Annotated in this window: 20 protein-coding genes; 11 read left to right on the plus strand and 9 right to left on the minus strand. The window is 66.1% G+C overall.

Annotated features, from left to right (window positions below; translation table 11 throughout):
• Positions 1-338, plus strand: a 338-nt coding sequence (locus Q0632_RS03580) for a PhoH family protein (RefSeq protein ID WP_298924440.1), incomplete at its 5' end; no start/stop codon positions are given.
• A 106-nt stretch (positions 339-444) separates the two neighbouring features.
• On the opposite strand, the gene dnaB is transcribed toward Q0632_RS03580, so the two are convergent.
• From dnaB to ppsA, 9 genes are all read right to left on the minus strand, one after another.
• Complete coding sequence (gene dnaB / locus Q0632_RS03585; RefSeq protein WP_298924442.1) at positions 445-1857, minus strand: replicative DNA helicase; 1413 nt, start codon at positions 1855-1857, stop codon at positions 445-447.
• Positions 1858-2157: 300 nt separating this feature from the next.
• The gene (rplI, locus tag Q0632_RS03590; protein WP_298924444.1) at positions 2158-2610 is read right to left on the minus strand and encodes a 50S ribosomal protein L9; all 453 of its coding nucleotides are present in this window, start codon (positions 2608-2610) and stop codon (positions 2158-2160) included.
• Between the two features lie 12 nt (positions 2611-2622).
• Positions 2623-2904: a 30S ribosomal protein S18 gene (gene rpsR, locus Q0632_RS03595; RefSeq protein WP_048438842.1), complete on the minus strand. Its 282-nt coding sequence runs from the start codon at positions 2902-2904 to the stop codon at positions 2623-2625.
• An 18-nt stretch (positions 2905-2922) separates the two neighbouring features.
• Positions 2923-3210: a primosomal replication protein N gene (gene priB, locus Q0632_RS03600; protein ID WP_298924451.1), complete on the minus strand. Its 288-nt coding sequence runs from the start codon at positions 3208-3210 to the stop codon at positions 2923-2925.
• A 17-nt stretch (positions 3211-3227) separates the two neighbouring features.
• A complete protein-coding gene (gene rpsF / locus Q0632_RS03605) occupies positions 3228-3593 on the minus strand; it encodes a 30S ribosomal protein S6 (protein ID WP_298924453.1) in 366 nt (121 codons plus the stop codon).
• A 120-nt stretch (positions 3594-3713) separates the two neighbouring features.
• The gene (locus tag Q0632_RS03610) at positions 3714-4175 is read right to left on the minus strand and encodes a hypothetical protein (protein WP_298924455.1); all 462 of its coding nucleotides are present in this window, start codon (positions 4173-4175) and stop codon (positions 3714-3716) included.
• 137 nt (positions 4176-4312) lie between these two features.
• Positions 4313-6391, minus strand: coding sequence for a VC_2705 family sodium/solute symporter (locus Q0632_RS03615; protein WP_298924457.1), 2079 nt, complete (start codon positions 6389-6391; stop codon positions 4313-4315).
• Positions 6384-6653 (minus strand): DUF4212 domain-containing protein, encoded by a 270-nt coding sequence (locus Q0632_RS03620; protein WP_298924459.1) that lies wholly within the window; start codon positions 6651-6653, stop codon positions 6384-6386. Before Q0632_RS03620 ends, Q0632_RS03615 begins: the two co-directional genes overlap by 8 nt.
• A gap of 62 nt (positions 6654-6715) precedes the next feature.
• Entirely contained in the window at positions 6716-9109 is a 2394-nt protein-coding gene (ppsA, locus tag Q0632_RS03625) for a phosphoenolpyruvate synthase (RefSeq protein WP_298924461.1), read from the minus strand.
• 194 nt (positions 9110-9303) lie between these two features.
• On the opposite strand from ppsA, the gene Q0632_RS03630 reads away from it, so the two are divergent.
• The 10 genes from Q0632_RS03630 (at position 9304) to Q0632_RS03675 (ending at position 21936) form a co-directional block, all read left to right on the plus strand.
• A complete protein-coding gene (locus Q0632_RS03630; RefSeq protein ID WP_298924464.1) occupies positions 9304-10125 on the plus strand; it encodes a pyruvate, water dikinase regulatory protein in 822 nt (273 codons plus the stop codon).
• Positions 10126-10245: 120 nt separating this feature from the next.
• A complete protein-coding gene (gene ahpC, locus Q0632_RS03635) occupies positions 10246-10809 on the plus strand; it encodes an alkyl hydroperoxide reductase subunit C (protein WP_298924466.1) in 564 nt (187 codons plus the stop codon).
• A gap of 84 nt (positions 10810-10893) precedes the next feature.
• Positions 10894-12459: an alkyl hydroperoxide reductase subunit F gene (gene ahpF / locus Q0632_RS03640; protein WP_298924468.1), complete on the plus strand. Its 1566-nt coding sequence runs from the start codon at positions 10894-10896 to the stop codon at positions 12457-12459.
• Between the two features lie 112 nt (positions 12460-12571).
• The gene (bfr, locus tag Q0632_RS03645; protein WP_298924470.1) at positions 12572-13048 is read left to right on the plus strand and encodes a bacterioferritin; all 477 of its coding nucleotides are present in this window, start codon (positions 12572-12574) and stop codon (positions 13046-13048) included.
• 269 nt (positions 13049-13317) lie between these two features.
• Positions 13318-15381, plus strand: a complete 2064-nt coding sequence (locus Q0632_RS03650; protein WP_298924472.1) for a TonB-dependent siderophore receptor — start codon at positions 13318-13320, stop codon at positions 15379-15381.
• 29 nt (positions 15382-15410) lie between these two features.
• The gene (locus tag Q0632_RS03655; RefSeq protein WP_298924474.1) at positions 15411-17603 is read left to right on the plus strand and encodes a TonB-dependent receptor; all 2193 of its coding nucleotides are present in this window, start codon (positions 15411-15413) and stop codon (positions 17601-17603) included.
• Between the two features lie 32 nt (positions 17604-17635).
• Positions 17636-18781, plus strand: a complete 1146-nt coding sequence (locus Q0632_RS03660; RefSeq protein WP_298925252.1) for a PepSY domain-containing protein — start codon at positions 17636-17638, stop codon at positions 18779-18781.
• Positions 18778-18954, plus strand: a complete 177-nt coding sequence (locus tag Q0632_RS03665) for a hypothetical protein (protein WP_298924476.1) — start codon at positions 18778-18780, stop codon at positions 18952-18954. Before Q0632_RS03660 ends, Q0632_RS03665 begins: the two co-directional genes overlap by 4 nt.
• Positions 18955-19043: 89 nt before the next feature.
• Positions 19044-19790, plus strand: coding sequence for a DUF4198 domain-containing protein (locus Q0632_RS03670; protein WP_298924478.1), 747 nt, complete (start codon positions 19044-19046; stop codon positions 19788-19790).
• A 43-nt stretch (positions 19791-19833) separates the two neighbouring features.
• Positions 19834-21936 (plus strand): TonB-dependent siderophore receptor, encoded by a 2103-nt coding sequence (locus tag Q0632_RS03675; protein WP_298924479.1) that lies wholly within the window; start codon positions 19834-19836, stop codon positions 21934-21936.
• Positions 21937-21998: the final 62 nt, after the last annotated feature.

Consider the following 21998-nt stretch of genomic DNA (forward strand, 5'->3'; position numbering starts at 1 on the left):
GCCGCGCGGCCACCAATGAGCTGATCCGCAGCCGCATCAAGATCAAAAGCATGAACTTCATGCGCGGCCGCACCTTCCTGAACAAGTACGTCATCATCGACGAGGCGCAGAACCTCACGCCCAAGCAGATGAAGACCCTGATCACCCGGGCCGGCCCTGGCACCAAGATCATCTGCATGGGCAATCTGGCGCAGATCGACACGCCCTACCTGACCGAAGGCTCCTCGGGCCTGACCTTCGCCGTCGACAAGTTCAAGGGCTGGCCGCACAGCGGCCACATCACCCTGGCCCGCGGCGAGCGCTCGCGGCTGGCAGACTTCGCCAGCGAGGTGCTGTAGTCGTCATCCCCGCGCAGGCGGGGACCCAGGGCGTTCAAAGTCCAATACCGTCTAACAGGACGAGGAACGCCTCCCCGTCCTGTTAGACGGTATTTGCACTGCGCTGCTAGAAGTCCGACCCGCCTCCGCCGCCCGCGAGGCTCTCGAACTTCGTGATCGGCTTCAGGAAGGCCAACTTGACGGTCCCGGTGGGGCCGTTACGCTGCTTGCTGATGATGACCTCGGCGACGCCCGGCTCCTTGGAGTCCTTGTTGTAATAGTCGTCGCGGTAGATGAACATGATGACGTCGGCGTCCTGCTCGATCGCGCCCGACTCGCGCAGGTCGCTCATCATGGGGCGCTTGTCTGTGCGCGCCTCGACGCCGCGCGACAGCTGCGACAGCGCGATCACCGGGCAGCCAAGCTCCTTGGCCAGCATCTTCAGACCGCGCGAGATCTCGCCAACGGCGGTGGCGCGGTTCTCATCGGCCATGCCTCCGGAAACGCTCATCAACTGCAGGTAGTCGACCACGATCAGGCCCAGCTTGCCGCCGCACTGGCGCGCCAGCCGGCGCGAGTTGGCGCGCAGCTCGCTCACGGTGAGGCCGGGCGTCTCGTCGATGTGCAGCGAGACGTTGCGCAGCTTCTCGATCGCCTCGGTCAGGCGCGGCCATTCGTCGTCCGTCAGCTTGCCGGTGCGCAGGTGGCTCTGGTCGATGCGGCCGATCGAGCCGACGATACGCACCGCCAGCTGGGAGGCGCCCATTTCCATGGAGAACACCGCGACCGGCAGCTCCTCGTTCAGCGCCACGTGTTCGGCGATGTTGATGGCCAGCGCGGTCTTGCCCATGGAGGGCCGCGCCGCCAGCACGATCATGTCACCGGCCTGGAAGCCCGAGGTCATGCGGTCCAGGTCGTAAAAACCCGTGGGCACGCCCGTGATGTCGTTCGGGTTGTCGGCCATCTCCTGGACCCGGTCCAGCAGTTCCACCACCAGGGAATCCATGCCCTGGAAGCCCTGCTTCATCCGCGAGCCTTCCTCGCCGATGTTGAAGATCTTCTGTTCGGCCTCGTCCAGGATCTTGTCGACCGCCTTGCCCTGTGTGTTGAAGGCGGCGGTGGCGATCTCGTCGGCGGCGGAGACCAGCTTGCGCAAGATGGAGCGCTCGCGCACGATCTCGGCGTAGCGCCGGATGTTGGCCGCGCTGGGCACGTACTGGGCCAGCGAGTTCAGGTAGGCCAGGCCACCGATCTCGTCAGCCTTGCCCAGGCCCTGCAGTTGCTCGAAAACGGTGATCACGTCGGCCGGCTTGGACCCGTTGATCAGGCCGCCGATGGAGCCATAGATCAGCTTGTGCTCATAGCGGTAAAAGTCACCGTCCGTCAGCAGATCACCGACCCGGTCCCAGGCACCGTTGTCCAGCAACAGGCCACCGAGCACGCTGGACTCCGCCTCGACGGAGTGCGGCGGCACGCGTAACTGGGCGATCTGGTGGTCGCGGGAAAAATCGTCGTCGATGGTGGAAAAGACAGCGGACATAGTGCTTTCAGGGAGGACCGGGGAATGCTACGCCGGGCCAGCGGAGCCGTCACGGGATAAGGCTGTGGATAAGAGGTGATTTCCCAGTGGGCAGAGGCCGGGAACCTGTGGATCAGGACAGAGCGAAGCTGCCACCACTGAGCACAGCGCCGGCACACACGAGGCGCCGCCATCTCCTCCTGATGGACGGCTATTGGACAGTGACTCCGGCGCACGCCCAGAAAGAAAAAGCCGCCCGAAGGCGGCTTCCACAAGTGCAAGGCTGCGCAGCAGCCTTGCTTCGTGTTGGAGCGTAGCGGATCAGGCCGTTTCGCCGTACACCGTGACGTTGATGTCGACGACCACGTCGGTGTGCAGTTGCACGCTAACCGGGCTGTCGCCAACGACCTTGATCGGGCCATTGGGCATGCGGACCTGGGCCTTGGCGACCTTGTAGCCCTGCTTGCCCAGCTCTTCGGCGATGTCAGAGTTGGTGACCGAGCCGAACAGACGACCGTCCACGCCGGCCTTCTGGGTCAGCTTGACGGTGGTGCCAGCCAGCTTTTCGCCCTGGGCTTGCATTTCGACCAGCTTGGCGGCCGCAGCCTTTTCGAGTTCGGCGCGCTTGGCTTCGAACTCGGCCTTGTTGGCTTCGGTGGCGCGGCGGGCGAGCTTTTGCGGGATCAGGAAGTTGCGGGCATAGCCGTCTTTGACCTTGACGATCTCACCGAGAGCGCCAACGTTGATGACCTTGTCCAGAAGAATGACTTGCATGTTCTTCGCTCCTTAGATGCGGTGCTGGTCGCTGTACGGGACCAGGGCCAGGAAGCGCGCGCGCTTGATGGCGGTGTTGAGCTGGCGCTGGTAGATCGCGCGGGTGCCGGTCAGGCGAGCCGGGATGATCTTGCCGTTTTCGGCGATGAAGTCACGCAGGGTGTCTACATCCTTGTAGTCGATTTCTTCGACGCCGGCGACGGTGAAGCGGCAGAAGCGCTTGCGCTTGAACAGCAGCGACTGGGTGTTGCGCTTCGGACGCTTGTCCTTGTTGAATTTCTTGAACGTGGCCATGTTGGGACCTCTTGAGAATTAATCTTGCTGAAACTGTTGAACGTGGAGCACGGGGTACTTGCCGTTGCGGGGCGTCGCCAGGAAACCTGTGAACCGCCAGGGGCTGCCGATGGCCTGCTTGCCGAGAGACTCGGCCAACGCGCCAAAGGCCACCGCCTTCACTGCCACTTTCACCTGCCGCTTGTGCCCCGCCTCGGTCACCTCGGACTCGTGTTCGAGCCTGAGGTCCAGGGCGGGCAATCCGGCTGGCGTGTACCGCAAGGCGCTGGCCTCGGCGATACAGGCGGTCAGGACGACCTGGTTCACTCCCGGCGGCTACCGCCTTACGACTGGTACTCTGCCTGCTGGGCCTTGCGCGCTTCTTCGCGCTCGACGGTCTTCATCATCGACGACGGGCCGGTGTCGGCCTTCTTCTTGACCACGGTGAGGTGGCGCAGCACGGCGTCGTTGAAGCGGAAGGCGTGCTCGAGTTCAGCCATCACGGCCTGGTCGGCTTCGATGTTCACGCACAGGTAGTGGGCCTTGCCCAGCTTGTTGATCTGATAGGCCAGCTGGCGGCGGCCCCAGTCTTCCACGCGGTGCACTTTGCCACCGCCGGCGGTGATCATGCCCTTGTAGCGTTCCAGCATGGCAGGAACCTGTTCGCTCTGGTCCGGATGGATCAGCAAGATGATTTCGTAATGACGCATGGATTCTCCTTGTGGATAAGCCGCGGCGGTGCCGTGGCGGGATGCAGCCGCCCGCTGCGTCGGTAGCGGTACGGCAAGGGAAAGCCCATGATTATAGCCCGGATCGCCGGGCCGAGGCCGTCAATCGTTCAGGGCGCGCTTCAGGGGGGCATATTTCTCGGAGCCGACGGCTTCCAGAATCTTGGGCGCCACCTGAAGAAGCTCCTCGTAGTTGCCCGCGCCTTCCACTGCCAGGTTGAGGCGAAAACCCCGCAGGCCCAGGGCTGCCGTGATCTGTGTGGCAAGGGGATAGGCTTCGGCGTAACGTTCCTTGGGGGAGCGGCCACTGTGCTGGCGCGCCGCCTCGGCGACCACGGCGGCCTGCGTGGCGGCTGCCCGGGGCGCCCCATCGGCGATCAGGCCCAGCTCAAACAGCTTGTCCAGGTCCTCCCTGGTGCAACCGGCGGCCGCCGTATCTGCCACCAATTGCTGCAATGTCCTCTTTCCGTCCACCAGGATCAGCGCCGAACGTTGTCTAGGCGTCAGCGCGACCGACCTGTCCTTCATGACGCGCTGGCCATCTTCCGTCTTGATCACAATCATTTGAGCCTTTCAGGCTTGTGTGCCGCTTTCCTACCCCTCTTCTTGTGCGTTGAGATTGACATGTGCGCCCCACCATTTGAATTGGGGTTTATCCATACGGCAAATCTGCCGGAAATCCCCAGTGCACCCCAGGGGTTTCAGCGCTTGCCGCTTGCCTGGCGCCGGGGCGCCAGCTGCGTCAGCAAGCTCACGGCCACGGCCACCACCAATCCAACAGGCACCCCAAACACGCCAGCGGAAATCGGCTGGATGCCAAACCACAGTTGGTGGACGGGGGCGAGCCCGGCCAGCGCGCGCACCGAAGGAGCGTTGACCGCCATGTAGTAAACAGTGATGCCCAGGCCGCACAGCATGCCGGCCACCGCCCCAGAGCGCGTGGTGCCCGGCCAGAAGATGCCCAGCACCATCACCGGCACAAAGGCCGAGGCCGCCAGCGAGAACGAAGCCGACACCAGTGGCAGGATTTCCGCCGGCTTGAGCGAGGCCACGGCCGCCGCCACCAGCGCAACAGCCAGCAGCGTGAATTTCGACAGAATCACCCGTTGTTCCGGGGTCACATCCCGATTGATCTCGTGGCAATAGACATCGCGCACCACGGCATTGCTGATGGTCAGGAGCAGGCCGTCGGCCGTGGACAGCGCCGCCGCCAGCCCACCGGCAGCCACCAGGCCCGACACCACGTAAGGCAAGCCGCCCAGTTCAGGGGTGGCCAGCATGATCATGTCGGCGCCCAGACGGATTTCGCCCCATTGCAGGATGCGGTCGCCATTGACGTCGGCCACCGAGATCAGCGAAGCGTCGACCTTGGCCCACTGGCCGATCCAGGCTGGCAGCGCGTCGAAGCTGCTGCCCACCAGGTTGTTCATGACCTCGAACTTCACCAGCACGGCCAGCGCCGGTACGCTGATGTAGACCAGGGCGATGAAGAAGATCGACCAGGCCACCGAGGAGCGCGCCTCCCTCACCGTGGGCGTGGTGTAGTAACGCGTCAGCAGGTGCGGCAGGCCGGCTGTCCCCAGCATCAAACAGAACATCAGCGCCAGGAAGTTCAGCCGCGAGTTGCTGAAGGCGGCGCGCTCGGCCAGTGTGCCGTCCGGGTCGCCGGCAAAGGGCCGCGCATGCGGCGGCAAGCCGCCCAGCGGACCGGAGCGCTCCTGGCTCTCCAGCACGGCACGTGTCCACAGCTCGCGCGCGCCGGCAACGTTCCGGGGCAGCGCCGCCAGTTCGCGGTTGGCCTGCACGATCAAGGCCGAATCCGCGCCCTGGGCCTTGAGCTTGCGCACGCGCTCCTGGGCCGCCGAGCGTTCGCGCTGCAAGGCGCCTTCGATGTCCTGCAGCCGGGCCTGGTACTCGCTGGCGCGCCGGGCAAACACGGCCCGTACTTCGATCTCGCGCGGGTCAGTGAGCAGCTTTTTTTCCAGCTCGGTGATCTTCTGGATCTGCTTGCCGTAGACCAGCGGGGCCAGGGGGTTGCCCAGTTGCTTGTACGCCAACCAGGACACCGGGATCAGGAAGGCCAGCAGCAAGATGATGTACTGGGCCACCTGGGTCCAGGTGATCGCTTTCATGCCGCCCAGGAAAGAGCACAGCAGGACGCCGCCCAGTCCCAGCAGGATGCCGATCTCGAACTGCACCCCGGTCAGCCGCGACGCGATCAGCCCGATGCCGTAGATCTGCGCCACCACATAGGTGAAGGAGCACAGTGCGGCTGCGATGGCGGCGATCACCCGCGGCCAGCGCCCGCCGAAGCGCAGGCCGAAGTAGTCCGGCACGGTATAGATATTGAGCTTGCGCAGATGCGGTGCGATCAGCAGCGCCACAAGGCAAAAGCCTCCCGTCCAGCCCAGCACATAGGCCAGGCCGCCGGCCTGGGTCTCGGTGCCGCCGAAGCCCTGCAGGTACAGGCCGCCTGCCAGGCTGATGAAGGAGGCCGCGCTCATCCAGTCGGCGGCGGTCGCCATCCCGTTGTACATGGGCGGGATGCGGCGGCCCGCAACGTAGTACTCCTCCGGGTCGGTGGTGCGGCCGTAGATGCCGATGGCCGCGTACATCATCACGGTGGAAAACAGGAAGATCGGCCCCAGCCAGAAGCGCGACAAGCCCTGCTGCTCGGCCCAGGCCATGAGCAGCAGAAAGGCCAGGAAGCCCGCGACAAAGCATGCAAGTGCGCGGTGCAGGCGCCGCTTGTAGGCAGCGTAGGGCGCTGCCTCAGGCATCGGTCGCACCCTTGGGCGCCGCCGGAGGTTCGGGCTCCAGGCGGGCCATGGCCCAGGCGTAGACCGCGACGATGGCGATGAAGGCCAGCACGGCGCCCTGCGCCGCCACCCAATAACCGAAGGGCCACTGGCCAACCATGAAGTCGAGGTCGCGGGCGAAAAAGCACGCCACGAAGGTCACCAGCACCCAGACGGCAAGCAGGCTTGCCTTGAGTGCGAGGACGCGGGGATCGTGTCGTTCCTGAGCCTGCGAATCAGCCATGGGAGGCGATCATCGCACCCAGGGCCGGCGCAGGCCCTAGGTATTTGCTAGAGTCCGCGCGCCTACTGGCCAGCCAGCTGCTTCCAGGTGGCGATCACGCTGTCCGGGTTGAGTGACATCGAGGTGATGCCCTCGTCGGCCAGCCACTGGGCGAAGTCCGGGTGGTCGCTGGGGCCCTGGCCGCAGATGCCCACGTACTTGTTCTGCTTGAGGCAGGCCTGGATGGCACGCGACAGCATGGCCTTGACGGCCGGGTCGCGCTCGTCGAAGTCAGCCGCCAGCAGTTCCAGGCCGGAATCGCGGTCCAGGCCCAGCGTCAGCTGGGTCAGGTCGTTCGAGCCGATCGAGAAACCGTCGAAGAATTCCAGGAACTCGTCGGCCAGGATGGCGTTGCTCGGCACCTCGCACATCATGACGATGCGCAGGCCGTCCTGGCCGCGCTTGAGGCCCTGCTCGGCCAGCAGCTCGGTGACCTTGGCCGCCTGGCCCAGGGTGCGCACGAAGGGCACCATCACCTCCACGTTGGTCAGTCCCATGTCCTGGCGCACGCGCAGCAGCGCCTCGCACTCCATGGCGAAAGCCTCGCGGAACTCGGCGCTGACGTAGCGCGCCGCGCCGCGAAAGCCCAGCATCGGGTTTTCTTCCTCCGGCTCGTAGCGCGAGCCGCCGATCAGCTTGCGGTACTCGTTGGACTTGAAGTCCGACAGACGCACGATCACCGGCTTGGGCCAGAAGGCGGCGGCGATGGTGGCCACACCCTCGGCCACCTTGTCGACGTAGAAGGCGCGCGGCGAGGCATGGCCGCGGGCCACCGATTCCACCGCCTTTTTCAGGTCGGCGTCCACGCTCGGGTAGTCCAGGATGGCCTTGGGATGGACACCGATGTTGTTGTTGATGATGAATTCCAGCCGTGCCAGGCCCACGCCGTGGTTGGGCAGCTGGCAGAAGTCGAAGGCCAGTTGCGGGTTGCCCACGTTCATGGTCATCTTGACCTTGATCTCGGGCATGTCGCCGCGCACCACCTCGCTGACCTCGGTCTCCAGCAGGCCGTCGTAGATGAAGCCCGTGTCGCCCTCGGCGCAGCTAACCGTCACCAGGGTGCCGTCCTTGAGCAGATCGGTGGCGTCGCCGCAGCCAACCACTGCCGGGATGCCCAGTTCGCGCGCGATGATGGCGGCGTGGCAGGTGCGCCCGCCGCGGTTGGTGACGATGGCGCTGGCGCGCTTCATCACCGGCTCCCAATTAGGGTCGGTCATGTCGGTCACCAGGATGTCGCCGGCCTGCACCTTGTCCATCTCGGCGATGCTGTGCACCAGGCGCACCGGCCCCGTGCCCACCTTCTGGCCGATGGCCCTGCCCTCGGCCAGCACGTTGCCGCGGCCCTTGAGCTTGTAGCGCAGTTCGGCCTTGCCCTTTTGCTGGCTCTTGACCGTCTCGGGACGGGCCTGCAGGATGTAAATCTGGCCGTCCTGACCGTCCTTACCCCACTCGATGTCCATGGCGCGGCCGTAGTGCTTCTCGATCACCAGGGCGTAGGCAGCCAGCTGCTCGACCTCGGTATCTGTGAGCGAATAGCGGTTGCGCTGCTCCAGCGGCACATCAATGGTCTTGACCAGCTTGCCGGCAGCCTTCTTCTCTTCCGGCGTGGCAAACACCATCTGCAGCAGCTTGGAGCCCAGGTTGCGGCGGATGACGGCGCGCTTGCCGGCGGCCAGCATGGGCTTGTGAACATAGAACTCGTCCGGGTTCACGGCGCCCTGCACCACCGTCTCGCCCAGGCCGTAGCTGGAGGTGATGAACACCACTTGGTCGAAGCCCGATTCGGTGTCGATGGTGAACATGACGCCGGCGGCGCCCAGGTCGGAGCGCACCATGCGCTGCACGCCGGCTGACAGGGCGACGTCGGCGTGGGCAAAGCCCTTGTGCACGCGGTAGCTGATGGCGCGGTCGTTGTAGAGGGAGGCGAAGACCTCCTTCATCTTGTGCAACACGTCCTCGATACCCACCACGTTGAGGAAGGTTTCCTGCTGCCCGGCAAACGAGGCGTCGGGCAGGTCTTCGGCCGTGGCGGAAGAACGCACGGCGAAGCTGGCGGCGGCATTGCCCGCGCTCAGCGTGGCAAAAGCCTCGCGGATGGCCTGCTCCAAATCGGCCGGAAAGGGCTGGGCCTCGACCCAACCGCGGATCTCGGCGCCGGCAGCGGCCAGGGCCCGCACATCGTCGGTGTCCAGCGTGGTCAGGCGGGCGTTGATCCGCTCGGTCAAGCCGGCGTGGGCGAGGAACTGGCGGAAACCGTGGGCGGTGGTGGCAAAGCCCGTGGGCACGCGCACACCCTGGGGCAGCTGCGAAATCATCTCGCCGAGGCTGGCGTTCTTGCCGCCGACCGCCTCGACATCGCTCATTCTCAGGTTTTCAAACGGTACGACCAAGGCGGTCGCGTTGAAAAGTGCAGACATGGGAAAGCTCCAGAAGTTGAAACCGGATCTGCGCTCCTGGACAGGAGCGGCGTCGCATGGCTTGCCGCCTGGCTTTGGTGTTGTGCTTGTGGGCCGGGGCGTTGCATGCGAAGGGAATCGATAATTGCGGCCATTGTAGGCGGCGCGCTTCCCGCGCGGGCTTGCAGCAAACTGAAACAATGACAGGTCCGCCCATGCCCACACGCACCGTGTTCTTTATCTCCGACGGCACTGGCATCACGGCCGAAACCTTCGGCAACGCCATCCTGGCCCAGTTCGAATTCAAGCCGCGCCACGTGCGCCTGCCCTTCATCGACAGCGTGGACAAGGCCCACCAGGTGGTGCGCCAGGTCAACCACACTGCCGAGATCGAGGGCCGCAAGCCCATTGTCTTCACCACCCTGGTCAACACCGAGATCCTGGAGGTCATCGAGGAAGGCTGCAAGGGCATGCTGCTGGACATGTTCGGCACCTTCGTGCGGCCGCTGGAGATCGAGCTGGGCATGAAGTCCAACCACCGCGTGGGCCGCTTTGCCGACATCAGCAAGAGCAAGGAATACAACGACCGCATCGAGGCCATCAATTTCAGCCTGGCCCATGACGACGGCCAGAGCCACCGCGATCTGGAGGGTGCCGACATCATCCTGGTGGGCGTCAGCCGCAGCGGCAAGACCCCGACATCGCTGTATCTGGCGATGCAGTACGGGCTCAAGGCAGCCAACTACCCGTTGATCCCGGAAGACTTCGAGCGCCAGCAACTGCCGCCGGCCCTGGTGGCGCATCGCAAGAAGACCTTCGGCCTGAGCATCCAGCCCGAGCGGCTGGCCGAGATCCGCAACGAGCGGCGGCCCAACTCGCGCTATGCCGCGCTGGAGAATTGCCGGATGGAGGTGGCCGAGGCCGAGTCCATGATGCGCCGTGCCGGCATTCGCTGGCTCAGCACCACCACCAAGTCGATCGAGGAGATCGCCACCACCATCTTGCAGGAGATCCGGCCCGAGCGGCTGGAGTACTGAGGAGCGATAGCCTTTACAAATAGACTGCATTAGGTCTATTCATTGGCTTAATCGGTCTGCCGCCGTTACGCTATCCCTGTCCCGACAAACTTTCAATCAACTTCAATCGAGGAAACCCTGATGTCCCTGATCAACACCCAAGTCCAGCCGTTCAAGACCGAAGCCTTCCACAACGGCAAGTTCGTCACGGTGAGCGACGAGACGCTCAAGGGCAAGTGGTCCGTGCTGATCTTCATGCCGGCCGCCTTCACCTTCAACTGCCCGACCGAAGTCGAAGACGCTGCCGACAACTACCCCGAGTTCCAGAAGATGGGCGCCGAGGTCTACATCGTCACCACCGACACGCACTTCTCGCACAAGGTCTGGCACGAAACCTCGCCGGCCGTCGGCAAGGCCAAGTTCCCGCTGGTGGGCGACCCGACCCACACGCTGACCAATGCCTTCGGCGTGCACATCCCCGAAGAAGGCCTGGCGCTGCGCGGCACCTTCATCATCAACCCGCAAGGCACGATCAAGACGGCCGAGGTGCACTCCAACGAGATCGCCCGTGACGTCAAGGAAACCCTGCGCAAGCTCAAGGCTGCCCAGTACACCGCCGCCCACCCCGGCGAAGTCTGCCCCGCCAAGTGGAACGAAGGCGCCAAGACCATCGCTCCGTCGCTGGACCTGGTCGGCAAGATCTAAGCGCACACCAATCGCGCCAAGGGCCCGGCGCGGCTTCGCACCGGGCCCTTTTTGTTTCCGAAATACGCATCCAAGGAGTTCACCATGCTCGACACCAACCTCAAAGCCCAGCTCAGCGCCTACCTGCAGCGCATCTCGCAGCCGGTGGAAATCGTTGCGTCGCTGGATGACAGCTCCGACTCGGCCGACATGCGCGCCCTGCTGCAGGACATCGCCGACGCCTCGCCGCTGATGAAGGTCAGCGAGACGCGCGGCGGCCCGCACCGCACGCCCTCCTTCTCGGTCAACCGCCCGGGCGAAAGCCATGGCCCGCGCTTTGCCGGCCTGCCCATGGGCCATGAATTCACTTCCCTGGTGCTGGCGCTGCTGCAGGTCGGCGGCTACCCGCCCAAGGTGGAAGAAGCGCTGCTCGAGCAGATCCGCTCGCTCGACGGCGACTTCGAGTTCGAGGTCTATGTTTCGCTGACCTGCCACAACTGCCCGGACGTGGTGCAGGCGCTGAACCTGATGGCCATCCAGAACCCGCGCATCAAGACCACCATGGTCGAAGGCGGCATCTTCCAGGACGAGATCAAGGAGCGAGAGATCATGGGCGTGCCCACGGTCTTTCTCAACGGCACCATGTTCGGCAACGGCCGCATGAGCCTGGAGGAGATCCTGGCCAAGGTCGACACCTCGGGCGTGGAAAAAGAGGCCAAGAAAATCGCCGCCAAGGCGCCCTTCGACGTGCTGGTGGTCGGCGGCGGCCCGGCCGGCGCGGCGGCCGCTGTGTACGCGGCGCGCAAGGGCATCCGCACCGGCGTGGCCTCCGAGCGTTTCGGCGGCCAGGTGCTCGACACCCTGGGCATCGAGAACTTCATCTCGATCAAGGAGACCGAGGGGCCGAAGTTCGCCCTGGCTCTGGAAGAGCACGTGCGCACCTACGACGTGGACATCATGAACCTGCAGCGCGCCAAGGCCCTGGTTCCCGGCGAGCTGATCGAGATCCAGCTGGAAAACGGCGCCTCGCTCAAGGCCCGCTCGGTGATCATCACCACCGGCGCGCGCTGGCGCAACATCAATGTGCCGGGCGAGCAGGAGTTCAAGAACAAGGGCGTGGCCTATTGCCCGCACTGCGACGGCCCGCTGTTCAAGGGCAAGCGCGTGGCGGTCATCGGCGGCGGCAACTCCGGCGTGGAAGCGGCGATCGACCTGGCCGGCCTGGTGGCCCACGTCACGCTGGTGGAGTTCGACACCAAGCTGCGCGCCGACGAGGTGCTGCAGCGCAAGCTGCGCAGCCTGACCAACGTGACCGTGCTGACCAACGCGCAGACCACCGAGATCACCGGCGACCAGAAGGTCAACGGCCTGGCCTGGAAGGACCGCACGTCCGGCGAGACCCACAAGGTCGACCTGGAAGGCGTGTTCGTGCAGATCGGCCTGGTGCCCAACACGGACTGGCTCAAGGGCACGGTGGAGCTGTCCAAGCACGGCGAGATCATCGTCGACGCGCGCGGTCAGACCTCGGTGCCCGGCGTGTTCGCTGCCGGCGACGCGACGACGGTGCCGTTCAAGCAGATCATCATCGCCGCCGGCGATGGGGCCAAGGCGGCGCTCGGTGCCTTCGACCACCTGATCCGCACCCCCGCGCCGCAAGCCGTCGCGGCCTGAACGCGAACCGCAATCAACATCACACGCAGCCACACCGGCTGCGTGTGGTCTTGGCCCTGCGCACGGGGTTTTCCCGGACAATCCCCCGATCAACAACAACAGGAACAGTCCCATGCAAGGCGACGCCAAAGTCATCGAACACCTGCAGGCCCAGCTGAAGAACGAGCTGACCGCGATCAACCAGTACTTCCTGCACTACCGCATGCTCAAGCACTGGGGCCTGGACAAGCTGGCCAAGAAGGAATACGCCGAATCCATCGGCGAGATGAAGCACGCCGACCAGCTGATGGACCGCATCTTCATGCTCGACGGCCTGCCCAACCTGCAGGACCTGGCCAAGCTGCAGGTCGGCGAGGACGTGCCGGAATTGCTGGCCTGCGACCTGAGCAGCGAGCGCGGCGCGCAAGCCACGATCAAGGACGGCATCGCCCACTGCGAGACTGTGCGTGACTACGTTTCGCGCGACCTGCTGCAGGGCATCCTGGAGGACACGGAAGAACACATCGACTTCCTGGAGACCCAGATCGACCTGATCGCCAAGCTCGGCCTGCCTAACTACCTGCAAAGCCAGATGGGCGAGCTCCAATAAGCCGCCTGTCGCGCCCGTCACTCAAAAAGCCGGCCCTGCGCCGGCTTTTTTACGCCCCGAGTTGAGAATGATTCTCATCCCTTGTTACAATCGCCGTCTTCGCGAGCCACACCCCTGCGGGTGCAGCCAGCCAGCAACCCTGACTTGCCTGCACCATGCGTCCTCCTTCCATCGAAAAGAAAAATCGGCCTGCAGCCCCCGTCCAACAAGCGCGGATTGCTCGCAAAACGATAGCGAGCCTGGCACTGGCGCCGCTCGCGCTGGCCGCCATGCAGACCTGCTGGGCGCAAACCCTGCCCACCGTCACGGTGACATCAGGCAGCGAGACGGCCACAGGCCCGGTCCACGGTTTCACCGCCAAGCGCTCGGCCACCGCGACCAAGACCGACACACCGCTGATCGAGACGCCGCAGGCCATCTCGGTCGTGACCAAGGAGCAGATGGAGGCCCAGGGCGTGCAGACCCTGCGCGACACCACGGCCTACAGCGCCGGCGTGGCGACCAGCTTCTTCGACAGCCGTGGCGACGGCTTCAAGTTCCGCGGCACCGACCCCGTGCAATACCTGGACGGCCTGCAGCGCGCCTATGGCGTCTACAACACCACCAAGCCCGAGGTCTACACGCTCGAGCGGGTGGAACTGCTGCGCGGCCCCGCCTCCGTCCTGTACGGCCAGGGCAGCGTGGGCGGTGTGATCAACATGGTGACCAAGCGGCCGCAAACCGAGGCGCAGCGCGAGATCCAGGTGCAGGTTGGCAACTACAGCCGCAAGCAGATCGCCGCCGACCTGACCGGCCCGCTGGACGCCGAAGGCAAGTGGCTCTACCGCCTGGTGGCGGTGGGCCGCGACAGCGGCACCCAGGTCGACCATGTGCAGGACGACCGTGTGGTGCTGGCGCCCTCGCTGACCTGGCAGCCCACGGCCGACACCTCGCTGACCCTGCAGGCCCTGTACCAGAAGGACAAGAGCGGCTCAATGATCGGCTTCTTCCCCTGGCAGGGCACGCTGCAGCCGGCGCGCTACGGCCAGATCCCGACCAACACCTTCATCAGCGAGCCGGGATGGGACCGCTTCAACTCGGAGCAGGCCTCGTTCGGCTGGCAGTTCTCGCACAAGGTCGACAAGACCTGGACGGTGCGGCAGAACTTCCGCCATTCGGACGCGGACGTCGACTACCGCACCATGTACACCAGCTTCACCGCGGTGCCTGCCGCTGGCCGGCCGGCACGGCCTGTGTTCAACGCCGACCAGCGTACCGTGTTGCGCGACCAGGGCGTGCAGCTCAATGGCAGCAAGCTGAGCCTGCTGGACAACCAGGCCGAGGGCCACTTCAAGGCCGGTGACTTCGAGCACACCGTGCTGCTGGGCCTGGACGGCCAGCGCAACGAGCAGACCCAGAGCCTGTTCCGCGGCCTGGCGCCCTCGATCGACGTGTATGCGCCTGTCTATGGCAACTTCACGGCGCCGACGGTGTTCACGCCCCAGCCCACCGTGGTGCAGCGCCAGCTGGGCTTCTATGCCCAGGACCAGATCAAGTTTGGCCGCTGGATCGGCCTGCTGGGCCTGCGCCACGACAGCGCAGACACCGACACTGCCGGCCGTCCGGCCGCAGCGGTCAACGACTCGGCCACCACCAAGCGCGCCGGCCTGGTCTACCTGGCCGACAACGGCTGGGCGCCCTACCTGAGCTACGCCGAATCCTTCCTGCCGCTGGGCGGCGTCAACTTCTACGGCACACCCTTCGAGCCGCAGCGCGGCAAGCAATGGGAAGCTGGCGTGAAGTGGGAGCCCGTGGGCAGCCGCGTCACGCTGATGGCCGCGGTGTACGACATGCGCGACGCCAACCGCAAGACCACCGACCCCACCAACCCGCTCAACAGCCTGCAGATCGGCGAGGTCCACTCCAAGGGCGGCGAGATCGAGATCAAGTACGACCTGGGCGCCGGCTGGAGCGGCACGGGCGCCTATTCGTACACCGACGCCCGCGTCTCCAAGAGCAACAGCGCCGACCTGGGCAAGCGCCTGGCCAGCGTGCCCACCAACAATGCCTCGGCCTGGCTGATGCGCCGCCTGGCGCTGGACGGCGGCGCCGGCCTGACCCTGGGCGGCGGCGTGCGCTATATCGGCGACAGCTGGGACGGCCTGGATGCGTTGCGCACGCCCTCGGCCACCTTGCTGGACGCAATGGCGGCCTGGGACAGCGGCCCCATGCGCCTGGCCCTGAACGTCAACAACCTGGCCGACAAGGTGCAGATCACCACCTGCCTGGCGCGCGGCGACTGCTTCTATGGCCCGCGGCGCACCGTCGTGGCCAGCATGCGCTACGCCTTCTGACCCCCTGATCTTTTGACCCTGAGAAACCCATGACCAAGCTCACCCCCGTGGCGATCGCCGCCGCACTGGCTTTCAGCCTCCCAGCCACCCAGGCCCAGACCGCGGCCCAGGCAGCCGGCACCAACGATGGCAAGACGCTGTCGACGGTGACGGTGAACGCCAGCGCCGACGCCTCGGCCCAGGGCTTGTCGGCGCCGTATGCCGGCGGCCAGGTCGCGCGCGGCGGCCGCGCCGGCATCCTGGGCACGCGCGACAACATGGACACGCCGTTCTCCATCACCAGCTACACCAGCGACTTCATCCAGGACCGCCAGGCGCGTAGCGTCGGCGACGTGCTGCTCAATGACCCGTCGGTGCGTGTGGCACGCGGCTTTGGCAACTTCCAGGAGTCGTATTTCATCCGCGGCTTCATCCTCAGCTCCGATGACGTGGCCTACAACGGCCTGTACAGCCTGCTGCCGCGCCAGTACATCGCCACCGAGCTGTTCGAGCGCGTGGAAGTGCTGCGCGGCGCCTCGGCCTTCCTGACCGGCGCCACGCCCGGCGGCGGCGGCATTGGCGGCACCATCAACCTGGTGCCCAAACGCGCCGGCAACGAGCCGCTGTCGCGCGTGAGCGTCGGCGCGGGCAGCGGCGGCCAGGGCAGCGTGGCAGCCGATATTTCGCGCCGCTTCGGCCCGGACGGCGCCACCGGCATCCGCGTCAACGCCGGCTACCACGACGACGGCACCGGCGTGGACGACGAGAAGGCCCGCACCGCCGTGGCCTCGGTCGGCCTGGACTGGCGCAGCCGCGATGTGCGCCTGTCGGGCGACATCGGCTGGCAGGACAACCAGCTCCAGCGCACCCGCACCAACGTCACTCCGGGCGCCGGCGTCAGCTTCGTGCCGGCGCCGCCCGACGCCAGCAGCAATTTCGCCCAGCCCTGGTCCTACTCCAACGAGCGCGACGTCTTCGGCACGCTGCGCGGCGAATGGGACATCAACTCCAGCGTCACCGGCTGGGCCGCCTACGGCTGGCGCCGCAGCGACGAAGCCAACTCGCTGGCCAACTTCGACCTGGTCGACAGCAGCGGTGCCGGCACCACCTCGCGCTTTGACAACACCCGCGAAGACAGCGTGGGCACGGGCGAGATCGGCCTGCGCGGCAAGCTGCGCACCGGCTCGGTGGGCCACGAGTGGGTGGTCTCGGCCTCCAGCTTCGATTTCGAGAAGAAGAACGCCTACGCCTGGGACTTCAACAACCGCCAGGCCACCAACCTGTACAACCCGGTCTACGCGCCCCTGCCGGGCTTTACCGCCGGCGCCTTCCGCGGCGGCAACCTGGCCGCGCCCAACCTGACGGGCCGCACCAAGCTCACCAGCTTCGCCATCGGCGACACCCTGGCCCTGGTCAATGACAGCTTGCTGCTCACGCTGGGCGCGCGCCACCAGAGCATGCAGGTCACGGACTACGCCTATGGCACTTCGGCGGTGACCAACGACTACGACAAGAGCCGCACCAGCCCGGTGGTCGGCGCCGTCTGGAAGGCCAGCAAGGAAGTCTCGCTCTACGCCAACTACATCGAAGGCCTGTCCAAGGGCGACGTCGCCCCGCTGGCGGCCAGCAACCGCGGCGAATCGCTGGCGCCCTACGTCTCCAAGCAGAAGGAAATCGGCGCCAAGTACGACGGCGGCCGTTTCGGTGGCGGCCTGGCCTTGTTCTCCACCACCAAGCCGCGCTCAATGCTCACCGCCAGCAGCCTGTTCACCGACGGCGGCGAGGACCGGCATGACGGCCTGGAGCTGAACTTCTTCGGCGAACCCACGCGCGGCCTGCGCCTGCTGGGCGGCGCCACATGGCTGGACGCCACGCAGCAGTCCACCGGCTCGGCCACCACCGACGGCAAGCGCGTGATCGGCGTGCCGCGCCTGCAAGCCACCGTGGGCGCCGAGTGGGACATCCCCGGCGCCAAGGGCCTGGCCGTGGACGGCCGCCTGAACTACACCGGCTCGCGCTACGCCAATGCCGCCAACACACTGGAAGTGGGCAGCTGGACCCGCGTCGATGCCGGCGTGCGCTACCTGACCGATGTCAACGGCAAGCTGCTGACGCTGCGCGGCCGCGTGGACAACCTGGCCGACCGCAACTACTGGGCCTCCAGCGGCGGCTACCCCGGCAACGGCTACCTGGTGGTGGGCGCGCCGCGCACCTTCACCGTCAGCGCCACCGTCGACTTCTGAGACTGGACCACAAGCAAGGAGCAATGACCATGCTGACTGCCCGTTCCATCAAGACCTGGTCCTGGCTGCACAAGTGGAGCAGCCTGGTCTGCACCATCTTCATGCTGCTGCTGTGCCTGACCGGCCTGCCGCTGATCTTCCACCACGAGATCGGCCACCTGCTGGGCACCGAGGTCGAAGCGCCGGAGATGGCCAAAGGCACGCCGCACGTGAGCCTGGACAAGATCCTGGACGTGGCCAAGGCAAAGCACCCGGACCGCGTCGTGCAGTTCGCCTCGCAGGACGAGGACGACGCCAACATCTGGTTCGTCACCCTCACGCCCACGCCCGAGCCCACCGACGACTTCAAGTCGGTGGCACTGGACGCGCGCACCGGCGCCGTGCTGGCCCAGCCGCGCTTCGACGAGGGCTTCATGTGGGTGATGTTCAAGCTGCACGTGGACCTGTTCGCCGGCCTGCCTGGCAAGCTGTTCCTGGGCTTGATGGGCCTGTTGCTGCTCATTGCCATCGTCTCGGGCGTGGTGCTGTACGCGCCCTTCATGCGCAAGCTCGATTTCGGCGAGGTGCGCAAGCAGCGTTCGCGCCGCGTCAAGTGGCTGGACCTGCACAACCTGCTGGGCGTGGTCACCCTGACCTGGTTCTTCGTGGTCGGCGCCACCGGCATGATCAACACCTGGGCCGACCTGCTGATCAAATACTGGCAGTACGACCAGCTCACTGCGCTGCTCGCTCCCTACAAGGGCCAGCCGACGGTGCCGGTGACGCAGCGCGCCTCGGTGCAGCAGTCCATGGACGCGGCGATGGCCCACGCGCCGGGCAACAAGCTGTCCTTCATCGCCTTTCCGGGCACGTCCTTTTCCAGCCCGCACCACCACACCTTCTTCCTCAAGGGCGAGACGCCATTGACAGCGCGCCTGCTGCAGCCGGTGCTGGTCGACGCCAAGACCGCCAAGGTCACGGCTGCGCCGGCCCTGCCCTGGTACCTGACGGCGCTGCTGGTGTCGCAGCCGCTGCACTTCGGCGACTACGGCGGCATGCCCATGCAGATCCTCTGGGCCCTGCTGGACATCGCCACCATCGTCGTGCTGGGCAGTGGCCTGTACCTGTGGTTCAAGCGCAAACAGCCCCAGACACTGGCCCGGGAAGCGGACGTGGCCTTGCCGGGAGTGACCCAATGAGCCCGCAATTTCGCCGCCTGTGGGCTTGGCCCATCGCATTGGGCCTGCTGACGGCCAGCGGCCTGCTCACGGCCCTGGTGTCCGACGGCGGGGCCGGCGACATCTGGTCCTGGGTCGGCCTGGGCGTGCCGGTGGCCGTGATGGCCTGGTTCTGGTGGAAACCCCGCCGCTGAGCCATTTTCCCAAACAAATCCGGCGACAGCCCCCGTCCACCGGACCCGAGCAGCTACCAAATCCATAGCAATCTTACAAGGAGTTTTCCATGCAACGCACCAAGTTCACCGCCCTGCGCGCCATCGCCGCACTCTGCGCCACCTTCAGTTTCGCCACCGCCCAGGCCCACCAGGTCTGGCTGGAGCAGGACGCCCAGGGCGCCAAGCTGTACTTCGGCGAGTACGGCGACAACCTGCGCGAGGCCACGCCCGGCCTGCTGGACAAGTTCGTCAAGCCCACTGGCCAGAAGCTGGTTGCCGGCAAGGCCGCCGAGCCGCTGACCCTGACCAAGACGCCCAATGGCTTTGCGCTGTCGGGCCGCGCCGCGCGCGGCGAGACCCTGATCGCCGAGGAAGCGAGCTACCCCGTCTCCGAGCGCAAGCAGGGCGACAAGACCACGCGCAGCATCTACCAACCGGCCGCCCGCCTGGTCACGGAGATCGCCAAGCAGGAGCCGGTGCTGACGCTGGACCTGGTGCCCACCGGCCCCGCCGCCGCCGGCAAGCTGGAGGTCCAGGCCTTCTACAAGGGCAAGGCCTTGGCCAAGGCCAAGGTGATGGTTGTCACCGCCTCCGGCTGGGCCCAGGAGCACCACACCGACGAGGCCGGCAAGATGAGCGTCAGCCTGCCCTGGCGCGGCACCTACGTGCTGGAGCTGTCGCACACCGACGCCACCGGTGGTGAGCGCGCCGGCGAGAAGTGGGACCGCGGCAGCTACGTCACCTCGCTGACGCTGGAACAGGCCGACGGCCTGGCCGCCCTGCCGGCCAACCCGCCCGCGCCGCCCAACAAATAAGCCGCTGGCACAGAACAAAAAAAACAGGACGGAGTTGGGACCAATGAAGAACACCACACACAACAAGCTAAACCCGCTGGCCCTGGCGGCGCTCACGCTGCTGGCCGGCTCCGCGCTGGCCCAGACCCTGCCTGAGGTCAAGGTCACCGACACGGGCAAAAGCAGCGAGGGCACGTACATCGTGCGCGAGCTTGAAGCCGGCAAGATCGGCGCTTCGGTGCGCGAGACACCGCAGTCGATCACCGTGATCACCCGCCAGCAGCTGGACGACCGCAACTTCACCAAGGTGGAGGACGCGCTCAAGTCCGCCACCGGCGTGGTGGTGGAGCGCTTCGACGGCGCCGGCAACTACAACACCATCCGGTCGCGTGGCTTCGAGATCGGCTCGTTCATGCTCGACGGCATGCCCATCGTGCAGGGCCCGAACTACGCCACCGCGCTGGACACGGCGATCTACGACCGCATCGAGGTCCTGCGCGGCCCCAGCGGCCTGCTGCAGGGCGCCGGCGAGCCAGGCGGCACCATCAACCTGGTGCGCAAGCGCGCGCTGGGCCTGCAGTCCATCGGCGCCAACGTGTCGGCCGGCTCGTTCGGCCAGCTGCGCGCGGACGTGGACCTGACCGGCCCGCTCAACGCCGCGGGCACGCTGCGCGGGCGCTTGGTGGCGGTGGCGGACGACCGGGACAGCTATGTCGACGTGCTGCACACGAAGAAGCGGGCCGCCTACGGCACGCTCGAACTGGACATCGCGCCCTCGACCACCTTGTCCGCCGGCTACACCGCGCAGCGGGTGGACTCCACCACCGACCAGGGCCTGCCGGCCTATGCGAACGGCCAGTTGCTGGACGTGCCGCGCAGCACCTTCGCCGGCGTGGCGGCCAACCGCCAGGACATGGACACACGCGACGCCTTCGCCGAGATCGAGCATCGGCTGGGCGGAGGCGCCCTGGTCAAGTTCGCGGTGCGTGATGTGCAGCGCGACAACTTCTACCGTTCGGGCCGCTCCAACAGCGCCGTCGCCCCCAATGGCGACTACCGCTTCGAGACGGTGGACCTGCAAGGTCGCCTGGACGACCGCAGCTACGACGTCTACCTGAGCACGCCCTGGCAACTGGCCGGGCGCCAGCACAAGCTGCTGCTGGGCGCCAACAGCAACGAACGCACCTCGGGAGATGGCAACTTCGCCTATGGGCCGACCTCGACCTTCAACATCTACAGGCCCAACTACGGCTACGCCTATCCCAACCTCGTCCTGCCGGGCTTCACCGCGCAGACCCAGCGCAAGGAAAACGCGCTGTATGGCCAGGGCCAGTTCAGCCTCGCCGACAGCCTGAAGCTGCTGGCGGGCGGCAGGCTGTCCTGGGCCAAGGTCGCGACCGAGCGCACCAGCGACGGCGTGGTCACGGCGCGCTCCGAGCCGGGCCGGCAGTTCATGCCTTCGGTGGCGGCGCTGTACGACCTGAACGCCCAGCTCACCGCCTACGCGAGCTATGCCGAGACCTTCGTCATCCAGACCCAGATGGACCGTGCCGGGGCCCTGCTGCCGCCGCGCACCGGCAAGCAGCTGGAGTTCGGCCTCAAGGGCGAGTTCCTCAACAAGCGCCTGCAGACCACCGCCGCGGTGTTCCGCATCGACGACGTCAACCGCGCCGTTGTGGACCCGGTGGTCAGCACCGCCTCCATCGCCGGCGGCGAGGTGCGCAGCCAGGGCTTCGAGCTCGAGGCCAGCGGCCAGGTTGCGCCGGGCTGGGACCTGCTGGCCGGCTATGCCTACACCGACACCGAGTACATCAAGGCGCCGGTCGCCCAGCAGGGCCAGGTCTTCAGCCCGGTCACGCCGCGCCACATGGTGAACCTGTCGACCCGCTACGCCTTCCGCGACGCACTGCGCGGCTGGAGCGTGGGCGGCGGCCTGAGCTGGCGCAGCGAGTTCTACGCGCAAAGCGGCGCGCTGCGCCTGGTCTCGGGCAACTACACCCTGGCCAACGTGCAGGTGGCCTGGCAGGCCAACGACAAGGTCAATCTCAGCTTGGGCGTGGACAACCTGTTCGACGAGACCTACTACGAAAAAGTCTCTGGCGTGACCCGCCAGAATTTCTACGGCGAGCCGCGGCGCGCGGTGCTGGCCATGAAGGTCCGCTACTGACGTGCCCAGGCATTTCCATCGAAGCAGCAAGACGATGACAGCCCAACCCTCTCCAAGCTCAA

The organism is uncultured Ramlibacter sp., from assembly GCF_936925435.1.
Classification (GTDB): Bacteria; Pseudomonadota; Gammaproteobacteria; order Burkholderiales; family Burkholderiaceae_C; genus Ramlibacter.